Genomic DNA, 14,228 nt, shown 5'->3' with positions numbered 1-14,228 from the left:
ACGAAATATCGCTCTTAGTATCAAATGTATTTCAAAATCCAAAGACACACTTTTTCAATATAAATACTACTCTTGAATTACTTCTCTATTTGGAGAATATAGGACTTTCAAAAAAACAAATGGATGAAAGACTAAATGATATGTTGGATTTGTTTCCGATAGAACATCTTTTAAATAGAGATATTTTTAAGCTTTCGGGTGGAGAAAAGCAGATTTTATGTATTGCTGCAAGTTATATATCTGGAACGGAAATCATTGTTTTAGATGAGCCTTCATCAAATCTTGATGAAGAAAACATTTTAATCATAAAAGAAATGCTTATAAAACTTAAAGATAAGGGGAAAACTCTTATAATCTCAGAACATAGAATATTTTATCTAATGGATATTGTAGATAGAGTTTTTTTGATTAAAGATGGGGAAATACAAAAGGAATATACTCAAATAGATTTTATGAAAATACCGTCTGAAAAGCTAAAGAAGTTAGGTTTAAGAAATAAGAATAGAGTAAAACTTACAGTACCCGAAAATGAAAATAAGGGAAATTTAGAAGTAAAAAACATTGAATTTAAGTTTAATGGCATAGATAAAAAATTGCATTTAAAAGACCTCTCTTTTGAAATGGGAAAAATTTACGGCATAGTAGGAACAAACGGACTTGGTAAATCCACTTTGCTCAGATGCCTTATAGGCTTAGAAAGAAAATCGAAGGATGAAATCTATTTGGACGGCAAAAGACTTTCAAAATCAGATAGGCTAAAAATATCATCCCTTGTAATGCAGGATGTTAATCATCAGCTTTTTACCGATTCTATTGCAAGTGAAGTAGGTCTTGGAATAAAAAATATTGAAAGTAGTTATGTTGAAAATATTCTGAAAAAACTTGATTTATATGAATCAAAAGATCGTCATCCAATGAGCTTGTCAGGTGGACAAAAACAAAGGGTAGCAATTGCATCTGTACTATGTAAAAAATCTAAACTTATGTTTTTTGATGAGCCTACTAGTGGAATGGATTATTGCAATATGATGAACATATCCCATCTGATCAACGAATGTAAAAGCGATAAGAAAATAATATTCATTGTTTCACATGACCAAGAATTTTTAAATTCGATAGCTGACAATGTTATATATTTGTAAATATCCATAGTGATACTCATATTTGAAAAATCAAAATAAAGGAGATTTAAAGATGTAAGGAGATAAAAATATGAAATATCATGACATGATAATAGAAAATATAAGTGTATGTGAATTTCTTTTATCGTGTGAAAGTAAGATATTTTGTTTAGGAAAATTTTTATGCGTTATTAAATAATATAATAGAAAAAGAATACATTTCTAAAAGAGGACTTTTTACGCCAAAGTGTAGAAGTCCTCCTTTTTTATTATCACTAACGGAAAAGGAGAGAATGGGAGTCGCTTAACCTTATATTCCATTCATAATGGCCGTGCGATTGAGGGGACAAGAGTTCTAACGGGTGATGTTATCGGTGAAACACCAGATAATACAGGTTTGAAAGTTTCTTATCAAAAGTATAAGAACAAGAAAGAAAAATTGGTGTATGTCAATCCTCAATTTTATTTCCCAAAAGTCATTCAACTTCAGACTACTATTTTACCAGCAATTAGTCAGTTTGGTGGGGATGAGTTTGAATGAGCAAAACATATTTATGAGTTTTTGAAATCTCAAGGGCCAAGCGGTGGTAGACACCAGAATAAACCGACTGACTAGGTGGCTTACAGGTTCTGTAAGTCGTCTTTTTTACTTTAATAGTAATGTTTTACATTTTAAGGAGAACGCAGTTTTGGCTCGTTCTCTTTTTTTGTTGTGATACTTCTTTCAAGGAATATTTGATAGGATTGGAGTGAAAAAAGATTAACTAGGAAAGAAGGAAGTATATGGAAGCCATTTATCAACGTGATTCGGATCAAGATGGATTAACTGATGCTCAAGAATTGGCGCTAGGAACCAATCCTCTTAGCGCAGATTCTGATGGTGATGGTCGTTCAGATTTATTGGAAATAGAAGAAGGAACCAATCCCTTAGAAAAGGATTTACAAGACATAGACCAAACAAGTCTAACGGAACCGTCATCAGTATTTATGGAAATGAAACAAAAGATTTCAGATATGATGGAGAGTCACTACAAGGAATTTATACAGGCTCTGATTAGTATTGAAACAGGGATTGAAAACCAACAAGACCTAGAAGACTTATATACTTACTACATGAGAACAGATGCCGTTTCTCTTTTGTCTAGTGATTTAGAAACCAGTCCTCAAGAGGTTGAAATGGAGATAGAGTTGTAGGGGAATCATGTGATTCTCCTATTTTCGTATAGATGAAAGGAGCGAGTATGGAAGTAATGGAAGTAATGCAATTATTGGCTATGTTTCGTGGAACAATTCCCAAAGATAGAGAGAAAATGGACTTATTCCTTCGTTATCAAGCGCAACATTTTGATGAGAAATGGCAGGACTTGGTAGAGAGTTTTTTGACTGAAGAGGGCAAGATAGAAGAGATACCTCAAGTCTATTCTTTTCATCAAGATATTGTTTCTTTCCTAGAGGCCAGTTCTGAAAATAATGACCAAGATTTAGAAAGTTACACAAGAAATTTTGGGCAAGCGGGTCTAAGTAAATTATCTCAATTAAGTAATTTTGAAAAAAACTTGGTGCTAGAAGTCGCAACCTATAACCTTTCCACTCGATTTTACATCAAATCTGAAAAAGAGAAGCTAACACCATTAAGTGAGCTTGTATGTCATCAGAAACAGGATGTCAATTTAGTCAATGTCTATCGGGTTGCGAATAATCTATCTGACCGCATTAGTAGAGATATAGAGGAGTTTCTTCTAATGGTTGATTCCAAAGAACTAGAAAAAGAGGTTCTTGAGATTCATTTTGAAGAAAAAGAGGGAGATGTTCTAGCCTATTTGGGTTCAGAATTGATGGCTACTTTAAATACCGTTACGGATCTTGTCCATCATGAAGAAAACTACACACAACTCCCACTGACACAAAAGCTGAAGATTATTACTCATTTTGATGAAGTAAAAGCTAAAAGCGAAAAGTCTAAGCAAGTAGCGGAAGCGGTCTTACCTTTAGATAATATTGACCAGGTAGAAGAAAATGTGGAAGTTCATTCCCTATCTAAAGTAGATAAAATTGTAGAAGAAGCTTTGCTTGAATATCCAATCGGTTCACAAGTCAGTTATAAAGGACAAGTATTTCAATTGGTTTCGATTGAAAATGCACAGTTAAATGACTTAGTTCGCCTAGAGCTATTCAATGATTCCGACCAGTTATTTGAAGAGAATCCTATCTTATACTTGAACAGTTTGGAAGAGATTGAACAAGTATTGTCTCTGGTAGAACTTGAAAAAGAAGATTCAGAGATTGAGATTGAATCACCAAGTGAAAGCCAGGAAATAGATTTGTTTTCCTATCTGGAAGAGGATAATGAAAAGGAAAAGGAAAAGGATAAGGAAACAAAACCTTTAATTTCAGGTATAGAAGAGACGGATGTCCCCGTTCAAGATTTTGTTTTTCCAGATGATTTAGAGGACTTTTATCCTAAGACAAATCGAGAAAAAATTGAAACGAATATCGCCGCAATTGATCTTGTTAAAAGATTAGAAAAAGAGAGACGACAAGCAAATCCAGAAGAACAAGAACTACTAGCCAAGTATGTCGGATGGGGTGGCCTTGCCAATGAATTTTTTGATGAACTCAATCCAAAGTATGAAACAGAACGTTTAACTCTCAAGAGCTTAGTAAGCAAATCAGAATACTCGACCATGAAACAAAGTTCTCTCACAGCCTATTATACAGACCCAATGATTATTCGCCAGATTTGGCAAAAATTACTGGCTGATGGTTTTGAAGGAGGAAGGATTTTAGATCCTTCTATGGGGACTGGGAACTTCTTTGCGGCGATGCCTAGAAGTATACGAGAGAGGTCAGAACTCTATGGAGTTGAATTAGACAGCGTGACAGGCGCAATCGCAAAACAACTCCACCCCAATACCCATATTGAAGTGCGAGGATTTGAAGAAGTTCCCTATCAAAATAATAGTTTTGATTTAGTCTTAACGAATGTTCCATTTGGAAATTTTCGCATTGCAGATAAAAACTATGATAAACCTTATATGATTCATGATTACTTTGTCAAACACTCACTTGATTTAGTAAGAGATGGAGGACAAGTTTCGATTATCTCTTCTATTGGCACAATGGATAAACGGACAGATAATGTCTTACAAGAGATTAAATCCAACACTCATTTTTTAGGGGGAGTTCGGTTGCCGGATACGGCTTTTAAAAAGATTGCAGGTACTCGAGTGACTACAGATCTCCTCTTCTTTCAAAAGGATCAAGCAAAGAATCTTAATGAAGAGGAACTTGTTTTTAGTGGTTCTATTCCCTTTGAGGAGGATAAGCGTGTCTGGATCAATCCTTATTTTGATGGGAAATACAATACACAAGTTTTGGGTGAATATGAGGTTCGTAATTTTAATGGAGGAACCCTCAATGTTAAGGGGGAATCAGAAACATTCACTACTGACATTATGGAAGCATTAGAGAATGTGGAGGCACCTAAACCAATTGACAATTCTTTGAAAGAACCTGTTTTTATCCAAGAAAAAGTGGATCATTCTATCCCAAGTCGTATTCGTGAGAACTTAGCGCTCTATTCTTTTGGATATGAGGGAAATCAAATTTATTACCGAGATACGCATGGCATTCGGAAAAGTTCAAAAGTGGACGAAATTAGTTATTATGTAGACGAGAAGGGAGATTTTAGAGCCTGGGACAGTTCTTTGTCTGTACATAAAATAGATCGATTCGTGCAACTTCATTTGACAGATGAGGAAGCACTAGATGTATACAAGTCAGAAGAAGCGAGTAAAAGAGGGAAATATAAGGGCTTGTTCAAAAAAACGGTCTTTTATGAAAGTCCCTTATCGGATAAGGACATTAGTCGCATTAAGGGAATGGTTGATTTAAGAGAGACCTATCAATCCTTAATTGAAATTCAACGCCATCAAGATTATAGTAGAACAGATTTTCAGGTATTACTTAGTAAACTCAATCGTAACTATGACCGTTTTGTAAGTCAATTTGGATACTTGAATGCCTCAGTCAATCGGAACTTATTTGATAGTGACGATAAGTATTCTTTACTAGCAAGTTTAGAAGATGAATACATCGATTCTAAAGACCAGAAAGTAAAATATAAAAAATCTTTAGCCTTTGAGAAAGCATTGGTTAGGCCGGAGAAAGTGATTACAAGAGTATCAACAGCTTTAGATGCCTTAAACTCCAGTTTATCGGATGGTAGAGGGGTTGATTTAGACTATATGGTATCAATTTATCCCGAACATAGCCAAGCTGCTATTTTAGATGAGTTAGGAGACCAGATTTTAATGGATCCAGAAAGCTATTTAAGAGGGGAAAGAAAATACCTTTCTAAGAATCAGTTTTTATCAGGAGACATTCTCAATAAGATAGAAGTAGTTCAACTATTAGTAGAGGAAAACAACCAAGAATATGACTGGTCCCATGCTTTAGATTTGTTAGAATCTGTTCGCCCTCCACGGATTCATCTGGCAGATATTGAGTTTAAAATAGGCTCACGTTGGATCCCTCAATCCGTTTATGGTAAATTTGCCTTTGAATGTTTTACCAATCGTGAATTTGAATTGTCTTCGTCAGAGGTTGCACAGGTCATTGAAGTGAATCCTGTTGATGGGCAGATTCATTTACGGACATCATTTGCTTATCGCTATCCAAGTGCCAAAGATAGTAGTCTTGGAGTCAGTGGCTCACGTTATGATACAGGAAGAAAGATTTTTGAGAATTTACTAAATTCAAACCAACCGACGATTACCATGACTGTTACGGAAGGAGAAAAGAAAAAGGCCATCACAGATTTGGAAAAAACTTCGGTTCTAAGAGCGAAAGAGCAGCATTTACAAGAGCTCTTTCAAGAATTTGTCTCACGGTATCCAGAAGTCCAACAAGTCATTGAAGAAAGTTACAATCGTCTTTATAATCGAACGGTTAGTCGAGAGTATGACGGTAGTCATCTAGTCATTGATGGCTTGGCACAAAACATCAGTCTTCGTCCTCATCAAGAGAATGCCATTCAAAGAATCGTAGAAGAAAAAAGAGCCTTATTAGCTCATGAGGTAGGTTCAGGAAAGACTTTGACTATGCTTGGTGCTGGCTTTAAATTAAAGGAGTTGGGGATGGTTCATAAGCCCTTGTATGTGGTGCCCTCTAGTTTGTCTGCTCAATTTGGCCAAGAAATCATGAAATTTTTCCCTACTAAAAAAGTCTTTGTGACCACTAAGAAAGATTTTGTGAAGGCGAGAAGAAAACAATTTGTGTCACGTATTATTACAGGAGATTACGATGCCATTGTCATTGGGGATTCTCAATTTGAAAAAATCCCTGTCAGTAAGGAAAGACAGATGAATTATATCGAGGATAAACTCAATGAACTACGAGAGATTAAAACACATTCTGAAAATAAGTATACCGTTAAAGAAGCAGAACAATCAATAAGTGGTCTAGAGAAACAATTGGAAGAACTCCAACGCTTTAATCGTGATAGTTTTATTGATTTTGAAAATCTAGGAATTGATTTTCTCTTTGTGGATGAAGCACATCACTTTAAAAATATTCGTCCAATTACTGGACTTGGGAATGTAGCAGGGATTACTAATACAACTTCTAAGAAGAATGTGGATATGGAAATGAAGGTTCGACAGATTCAGGAAGAACATGATTTTAAAAACATTGTCTTTGCGACAGGAACACCTGTTTCCAATTCTATTAGTGAGTTATATACTATGATGAACTACATTCAACCAGATATCTTAAAACGCTATCAAGTTGATTATTTTGACTCTTGGGTAGGTGCTTTTGGAGAAATTCAAAACTCTATGGAATTAGCTCCTACAGGGGATAAGTATCAGCCTAAGAAACGATTTAAAAAGTTTGTCAATCTACCTGAGTTGATGAAAATCTATAAAGAAACAGCCGACATTCAAACACAAGATATGTTGGATTTACCTGTTCCAGAAGCTCATATTATCCCTATTGAGAGTGAGTTAACTGAAAACCAGAAACTCTATTTAGAAGAATTAGTTATGAGGTCAGATATGGTCAAATGTGGAACAGTTGATCCGAGTCAGGATAACATGTTAAAGATAACAGGTGAGGCACGGAAACTAGCTATTGATATGCGTTTATTGGACTCTAGTTATAGTCTAGCAGACAATCATAAACTGCTTCAGGTAGTGGATAATGTTGAAAGGATTTATCGTGAAGGAATGGAAAATAAGGCTACTCAGATGATTTTTTCAGATATTGGCACACCTAAGAAAAAGGACAATGGCTTTGATGTTTATTCTGAGATTAAGGCTTTATTAGTTGATAGAGGAATCCCTAGTAAGGAGATTGCCTTTGTACATGATGCAAATAGTGACGAAAAGAAGAATAGCTTATCTCGAAAGGTCAATGCAGGAGAGGTGCGGATTCTCCTTGCCTCAACCGAAAAAGGAGGAACAGGTTTAAATGTTCAGAGCAAGATGAAAGCAGTTCATCATCTGGATGTCCCTTGGAGACCAAGTGATATTGCGCAACGCAATGGACGGATTATCCGACAGGGAAATGAAAACAAGGAAGTGGATATTTACCACTATATTACCAAAGGTTCGTTTGATAATTATCTATGGGCAACTCAGGAGAACAAACTCCGTTATATTAAGCAGATTATGACTTCTAAGGAGCCGATTCGTGCTGCAGAAGACATTGATGAGCAGACCATGACAGCTTCTGATTTTAAGGCACTAGCAACAGGTAATCCTTATCTAAAATATAAGATGGAACTAGAGAATGATCTAACTCTATTAGAAAATCAAAGACGCGCCTTTCAACGTAGCAAGGATCACTATCGTCATACAATCTCTTACTGTGAAGAAAATATTCCCATTCTTGAGAAACGATTAAGCAAGTATGAAGGCGACATTCAACAGTCTGAAATGTCGAAAGACCAATCATTTTCTATGACGGTAGGCAAGCAAGCTTTTGAGCAACGAGCTGAAGCAGGGGAATCCCTACACCGTCTTATCCGTCATAATCAAGCTGATATTAAAGAATTACGTACCCTAGCCAGTTATCGAGGATTTGACATTAAAATGCTTAGTCTTCCAACAAATCAACCTCTTCCTGAAACTTTCTCTGTTAAGATTGTAGGAGAAAATCGGTATTCTGTCAGTTTAGATTTGTATTCTCCTTTGGGGACAATTCAAAGACTCCAACATACGATTGATCACATTAAGGAGGACCAAGTGAAAACGCAGAGCTTATTGGATGAATTAAAGGATAAATGGACTACTGCTAAGGTAGAAATTGAGAAAAATTTTCCAAAGGAAGATGATTATCAAATTAAAAAGGCCGAATACGATGTACTCGCGCCATTGATTGAAACAGAAACGGATTTAGATATTATTGATCAAGCCTTAAGGCAATTCCACGAAAAAGGAAAAGAAAAGCAAGAACAACTTTCTTTTGAATTAGATTAAAAAATATATATAAATAGCGGACAAAAAAAGAAAAGCGCGGTAGAATAAAGATAGAAAGAAACGAGGTAACGATTATGATGGAAGATACCTATTATCAGTTAGAAGAGGCCTTGGTACAGGGATTTCAAACGCCTGAAGAATACCAAGCCTACAAGGAGTTAAAGGAACATTATGAGGAAGTGACGGGGGATTACAGTTTTTCTATACGAGAACTCACTAGTCAATTGGAAATCGCACTTCAGAATCATCGAGGTGTGGAGTTTGAAGAACATGAAAAAGAGGATTATTTGGACTTGGTTCAAAAATTAGAAGAGTTTGATTCCTCTCTTGCCACCCATTATCGTCAATTGATTGACTAGAAAGGAGAAAGTCATGAATGATTTACTCCTTATCCCAGTAATTTTTTTAGCAGTAGGAGGAATTCTCATTCTTTTATGGAGACTCTTTCTTATTGCCAGTGGACTTTTCCTGATTGGTTTTGTCAGTTTTCTTATTTTCGTGGAGGGCTATGGAATTTATCTGTTCTTTACTGAACCTACTTTATACTTTGATGATTTCAGACAACATGGTTTAACTAGTTTTACGGCTGTGTACCTTTTCATCAATCTAATGTTGTTTCTAGGATTCAGTTGGCATTTCATAAAGTCCAAAAATAAGGAAAATATGTAAACTTGTTATCCGGTTAAAAGACTTTATCTGAATCTAAATTCGGATAAGGTTTTTTATTTGCCTTGATTCTTTCATATACATCATAGCTAAATTGGAGTAATAATTTATGAAAATCATTATCCTCACTATTATTACTTGTATTTATGGCTTGTTTATGGCGTTCAATATGAGAAAGAGCTCTTCTCAAATTTTCTTCTTTTAATTTGTTCATATTTATATTATAAACTGAAGACAGCTAATTTTGATATTTTTCTCTGAACTGTACGATTTTTCGCCTGAAATGTAGGAATTACCTTTCGTTGTGATGTGATAAAACTTACAAGTTCTTTTTGTTATTCTTGACCTAGTTTTTATAGAAAGAAGGTCTAAGATGTTAAATAAAGTCAAAACTAAAGCGTTAATTAGTGTTGGAGCAGTAGCCGCAACTAGCTTTATTCTCATGATGGGATATACTGTTGGTCAACATTCTACTGCTAAAAAAAGTCGCAAAGAAATCGAATTGGCTGCAGCTAAACTTGTAGAGGACAAACAAGCAGAAGATAAAGCAAGTATTTTGTCATCAGATACTGTAAAAGAATTTTTGACACAGTACTATACGAAAGAAAAGCTCGGAGAAAATAATACACGTATTCAACCTTATATGACTGAATCGGCTTATTCCCAAGAATTGTCAAGTCAAAATGATGCCATGAACCAAGTGTATAAGGATTATATTTTAGATTATCATTTCGAAAAAGCTGATATCTTTGTCAATCAGACTACGAATCAAGCTATTGCCATGGTCTCTTATAATGTAACCTATGTATCTGATTTAAAGAATGCCAACCAATCAAAGACGAATCAGACAGAAACAAGAACAGTTAAGTTATCCTATTCTAAACTACCTGGTAAGTTATTGGTCAACCAAGTACAGGTTTGGAAATCTGGGTTAGATGATTTAGATAAGGCAACTCCTAAAACTTTAGAAGAATCCTCATCTGTTCCATCACTGCCAAATACTACGACAAAATGATGATATTGCATGGAAATAGAAGAATGTAAGAAAATTTCAATTCTTGATGTAGCAAGTCGTTTAGGTATCTCCTTTAAACAAGTTTCGAGCAGTGTCTATGAACATCCTGAACACGATTCATTTCGGATTTTTTCAACTACCAATACTTTTAAATGGTTTTCAAGAGATATTCAAGGTGATGTCATTGATTTTGTTCGACTTGTTAAGGGAATTTCCTTTAAAGAAGCTCTAGCCTTTCTTTCTGAAGAACCTTTTCAAAAAGAAACTGTTCAAGAAAAAAGAGAGAGACCATTTTATTATCCTTTAAAGAGAATAGAAGATTCTCACTGTAGTCTGGCCAGATATTACTTAACAGAATGTAGAGGAATTTCAGAAGAAATCGTACAAAAGATGATTCAACAAGGTTTGATAGTACAAGCTAGTTGGAAAACAAATGAAACAGTTGAACCTGTTATTGTTTTTAAAAGCTTTAATCATCGTCACAAGCTGCAGGCAGCAAGTCTCCAAGGGATTTATAAGAATCACTCTCTTCCTAGAGAGAGGTTAAAAACGATTCTAAAAGGAAGCCATGGACATGTTGGAATATCCTTTGATATTGGTAAACCTAATAGACTGGTCTTTTGTGAATCGTTCATCGACTTAATGAGCTATTACGAACTTCATCAACAAAGTCTAACTGATGTTCGTTTGGTATCTATGGAAGGATTAAAAAGGTCTGTTGTTGCTTATCAAACTTTACGACTGATAGCTGAAGAAAATCAGAGGTTGGAATTTTTGGATACAGTAATACCTTCAAAGTTATTGCCTTTAATCAATACAATTCGTGATACCACCAGCTATTTTGATAATCATCCTGATTTATTGACACTTGCGGTAGATTGTGATGATGCAGGAAAAGATTTTTCTGATAAGTTATCTCAATCAGGATTTCCTGTTTTTCTGGATTTCCCTGATAATAAATCTGGGAAAGAAAAAGTAGACTGGAATGATGTCCTTAGAGAAAAGAAATCAGATTTACAATTGATGATAGAGAATGCAAAAGAGACATTGAGGAATCAACCAGTAAGAAAAACCTCTCAATGTTTAGAATTGTGATAACAAAATCAAGATGTTTTAGCTAATATTAGAATGAAGGAGGATCGTATATGACCATTATTGAACGCTTAGAAGAAAAGGTCACTAGGCAAGAAAGTAAGGTAGCAAGAGAGACAGAAAAACTCGCTGCTTACAAAGAACAACTGGAGACAGCGATGTTTGCGACGTTCAAAAGGCGTCAAAGCATTAGTCACATGAGTTTTGAAGAAGCTCTTGACCATGCCTTTGGTAAAGAAAGACAATTCGATGATTCTGAATTTAGAAAGGATGAAATGAGTGAATGACAAAAGATTGGAATTTTAATCAACCATTAGAAAGTAAATCAGAAAATCAAGAAGATCCAGATAAAATTGCGGCCTTATTTAGAAATCATCAAGGAGGTAATGATGTAAATTATGAAGCAGCTTTTCAAAAGCGAAAACAAGCACCTGTGACGGATTCAAATTCTAGTTCTAAACCCAAAGTTACAGAGGTTAGAACAGGAAAAGAGACAGATATCACTACAAGTTATCAGCAACATCTTAAAAGACTTATTGCGGATAACAATAGCGATATTCAAAGCAGTCAAAAGAAAATTGAAGAGCTACATACATTTATTGACACAAAGAATAAAGACAATAAGAAATTACAGTCCATTTATGATGCGATTTCGGAATTACACTAAGCAGTCCTGATAGGCTGCTTTTTTTGAGAGGTTATAGATGTTTACAACATTTTTTAAGAAAAATCACGACAATAGTGATGTATTTAAAAAGCTGATTCATAGACTATCTGATATGTCTGTCCAAGATCTTGAAAAAATAGACCGACTGTTAGATATCATTTTCACTCCAGATCAAGAATCAGAACAAGTAAAAACAGAATCAATTTATAGGGAAGAAACTTTGGACGACACATTAAAGGAAGCTAAAAATCAACTTCATAAGGAACAATTGGAGAAGAATTTAGAGAGATTTAGGAAAAACAGCCAATAATGCACCAAAAATGGTGCATTTGCTTTTTCTAAATGTTATAATGGTGGTATAAAAATAAAAGGAGTTTGCCATGATTGGAAAGAACATAAAATCCTTACGTAAAACACATGACTTAACACAAGACGACTTTGCCCGAATTGTAGGAATTTCTCGAAATAGCTTGAGCCGGTATGAAAATGGAACGAGTTCAGTCTCTACGGAATTAATTGACATCATTTGTCAGAAGTTTAATGTATCTTATGTCGATATTGTAGGAGAAGATAAAATGCTCAATCCTGTTGAAGATTATGAATTGACTTTAAAAATTGAAATTGTGAAAGAAAGAGGTGCTAATCTATTATCTCGACTCTATCGCTATCAAGATAGTCAGGGAATTAGCATTGATGATGAATCTAATCCTTGGATTTTAATGAGTGATGATCTATCTGACTTGATTCATACGAATATCTATTTAGTAGATAATTTTGATGAAATAGAGAGGTATAGCGGCTATTTGGATGGAATTGAACGTATGTTAGAGATATCTGAAAAACGGATGGTAGCCTAATGGAAATCCAAGATTATACTGATAGTGAATTCAAACATGCTCTAGCACGGAATCTTCGTTCTCTGACAAGAGGAAAAAAGTCCAGTAAGCAACCTATAGCGATTTTGCTTGGAGGGCAAAGTGGTGCTGGTAAGACTACAATTCATCGTATTAAACAGAAAGAATTTCAAGGAAATATTGTTATCATAGATGGCGATAGTTTTCGCTCTCAACATCCACACTATTTAGAACTGCAGCAAGAATATGGCAAAGATAGCGTTGAATACACCAAGGATTTTGCGGGGAAAATGGTAGAGTATTTAGTAACCGAATTGAGTCATTTGGGATACAATCTTTTGATAGAGGGAACTTTACGAACAGTTGATGTTCCAGAGAAAACAGCACAACTCTTGAAAAATCAGGGATATGAAGTACAATTAGCCTTGATTGCGACAAAGCCAAAGCTGTCCTATCTGAGTACTCTTATCCGATACGAAGAACTGTACGCTATCAATCCAAATCAAGCACGCGCAACTTCAAAAGAACATCATGATTTCATTGTAAATCATCTAGTTGATAATACACGACAATTAGAAGAACTAGCTATCTTTGAAAGAATTCAAATTTATCAACGAGATAGAAGTTGTGTATATGATTCAAAAGAAAATACAACTTCAGCAGCAGATGTTCTTCAAGAGTTACTGTTTGGGGAGTGGAGTCAGGTAGAGAAAGAGATGTTTAAGTCTGGAAAAGAAAGATTGAAAGATTTAACTAATCGAAATGGTTGTTAGATATCAAATTTTAAAGTAAAGTCTACTGATAACTTTTGTTAGTTGTGTGGGGTGGTCGAAAAGTCTTTATAATCAACAAAGAAAAGGTGCTAGGACTGAGGAAACAGTTTTAACGCTAAATCTAAAAAAATTCAATTACAGTATAGCGCAGGAAGTGATTTTTTTGCGCTTTTTTACTGTCTTTTTTCAAAAAATAAAGCTGTTCAAGCCAATGGTAAAGCGAAAGGAGAAAGTTTGAAAAAATAAAAAGATTTCCTGAAAAACTAAAATCCTAGTTCACGGTTGATAATGCAAGCAGCTAACTCTTGAAGATAAATCTTATAATCATGCGCTATCTGAGGAGAGAATCAAGGTTGAAAATATTGTTGCCAAAGGAAAAACGTTTAAAATGTTTAAAATGTTTTCAATAACCTATCGAAATCATCGTAAACGCTTCGGATTACGAATGAATTTGGTTGCTGGCATTATCAACCGTGAACTAGAATTTTTGTTTAGTGGGAAGTTTTTTATTCTATTTAAGTATTGACAACAATATTTCCTTGTGATATTATAATAATAG

General features: G+C 34.8%; 13 protein-coding genes and 2 pseudogenes. 14 read left to right on the top strand and 1 reads right to left on the bottom strand.

From position 1 onward, the window contains the following. From D8805_RS09540 to D8805_RS09515, 6 genes and pseudogenes are all read left to right on the top strand, one after another. A partial coding sequence (locus tag D8805_RS09540) for an ABC transporter ATP-binding protein (protein WP_260469938.1) occupies nucleotides 1–1,142 on the top strand: 1,142 nt, incomplete at its 5' end. 247 nt (nucleotides 1,143–1,389) lie between these two features. Beyond that, nucleotides 1,390–1,659: pseudogene (locus tag D8805_RS09535) on the top strand (phage tail tip lysozyme); the annotation flags it as partial. A gap of 245 nt (nucleotides 1,660–1,904) precedes the next feature. Next, on the top strand, nucleotides 1,905–2,315 hold the full coding sequence (locus D8805_RS09530) for a thrombospondin type 3 repeat-containing protein (RefSeq protein WP_049510505.1): 411 nt from the start codon (nucleotides 1,905–1,907) through the stop codon (nucleotides 2,313–2,315). A gap of 56 nt (nucleotides 2,316–2,371) precedes the next feature. Further along, nucleotides 2,372–8,602, top strand: coding sequence for a DEAD/DEAH box helicase family protein (locus tag D8805_RS09525; RefSeq protein ID WP_185774596.1), 6,231 nt, complete (start codon nucleotides 2,372–2,374; stop codon nucleotides 8,600–8,602). Nucleotides 8,603–8,676: 74 nt separating this feature from the next. Further along, nucleotides 8,677–8,961 (top strand): DUF5962 family protein, encoded by a 285-nt coding sequence (locus D8805_RS09520; RefSeq protein WP_125417036.1) that lies wholly within the window; start codon nucleotides 8,677–8,679, stop codon nucleotides 8,959–8,961. Nucleotides 8,962–8,974: 13 nt separating this feature from the next. Beyond that, entirely contained in the window at nucleotides 8,975–9,271 is a 297-nt protein-coding gene (locus tag D8805_RS09515) for a DUF5966 family protein (RefSeq protein WP_048769523.1), read from the top strand. Between the two features lie 13 nt (nucleotides 9,272–9,284). Here the strand turns inward: D8805_RS09515 and D8805_RS09510 are convergent, their stop codons facing one another. After that, nucleotides 9,285–9,482 (bottom strand): hypothetical protein, encoded by a 198-nt coding sequence (locus D8805_RS09510; protein WP_001841477.1) that lies wholly within the window; start codon nucleotides 9,480–9,482, stop codon nucleotides 9,285–9,287. 159 nt (nucleotides 9,483–9,641) lie between these two features. Here D8805_RS09510 and D8805_RS09505 point away from each other — a divergent pair, with 159 nt between their 5' ends. The 8 genes and pseudogenes from D8805_RS09505 to D8805_RS09470 form a co-directional block, all read left to right on the top strand. Continuing rightward, complete coding sequence (locus D8805_RS09505; protein WP_023916200.1) at nucleotides 9,642–10,283, top strand: hypothetical protein; 642 nt, start codon at nucleotides 9,642–9,644, stop codon at nucleotides 10,281–10,283. Between the two features lie 9 nt (nucleotides 10,284–10,292). After that, a complete protein-coding gene (locus tag D8805_RS09500) occupies nucleotides 10,293–11,378 on the top strand; it encodes a toprim domain-containing protein (protein WP_000401893.1) in 1,086 nt (361 codons plus the stop codon). A gap of 50 nt (nucleotides 11,379–11,428) precedes the next feature. Then, entirely contained in the window at nucleotides 11,429–11,662 is a 234-nt protein-coding gene (locus tag D8805_RS09495) for a DUF5965 family protein (RefSeq protein ID WP_000152419.1), read from the top strand. Continuing rightward, entirely contained in the window at nucleotides 11,659–12,042 is a 384-nt protein-coding gene (locus tag D8805_RS09490; protein ID WP_023916201.1) for a DUF5945 family protein, read from the top strand. Before D8805_RS09495 ends, D8805_RS09490 begins: the two co-directional genes overlap by 4 nt. 37 nt (nucleotides 12,043–12,079) lie before the next feature. Next, nucleotides 12,080–12,352: a hypothetical protein gene (locus D8805_RS09485; protein WP_045773570.1), complete on the top strand. Its 273-nt coding sequence runs from the start codon at nucleotides 12,080–12,082 to the stop codon at nucleotides 12,350–12,352. Nucleotides 12,353–12,422: 70 nt separating this feature from the next. Then, the gene (gene pezA / locus D8805_RS09480; protein WP_022524938.1) at nucleotides 12,423–12,899 is read left to right on the top strand and encodes a type II toxin-antitoxin system antitoxin PezA; all 477 of its coding nucleotides are present in this window, start codon (nucleotides 12,423–12,425) and stop codon (nucleotides 12,897–12,899) included. Then, nucleotides 12,899–13,669 (top strand): type II toxin-antitoxin system toxin PezT, encoded by a 771-nt coding sequence (gene pezT, locus D8805_RS09475; RefSeq protein ID WP_125417034.1) that lies wholly within the window; start codon nucleotides 12,899–12,901, stop codon nucleotides 13,667–13,669. Before pezA ends, pezT begins: the two co-directional genes overlap by 1 nt. 292 nt (nucleotides 13,670–13,961) lie before the next feature. Beyond that, nucleotides 13,962–14,195: pseudogene (locus tag D8805_RS09470) on the top strand (hypothetical protein); the annotation flags it as partial. Between the last annotated feature and the right edge of the window lie 33 nt (nucleotides 14,196–14,228).

The sequence above is a fragment of the Streptococcus oralis subsp. dentisani genome (genome assembly GCF_003944205.1).
In the GTDB taxonomy this organism is placed as follows: Bacteria; Bacillota; Bacilli; order Lactobacillales; family Streptococcaceae; genus Streptococcus; species Streptococcus oralis_BH.
This window is presented reverse-complemented; position numbering and strand designations above follow the sequence as displayed.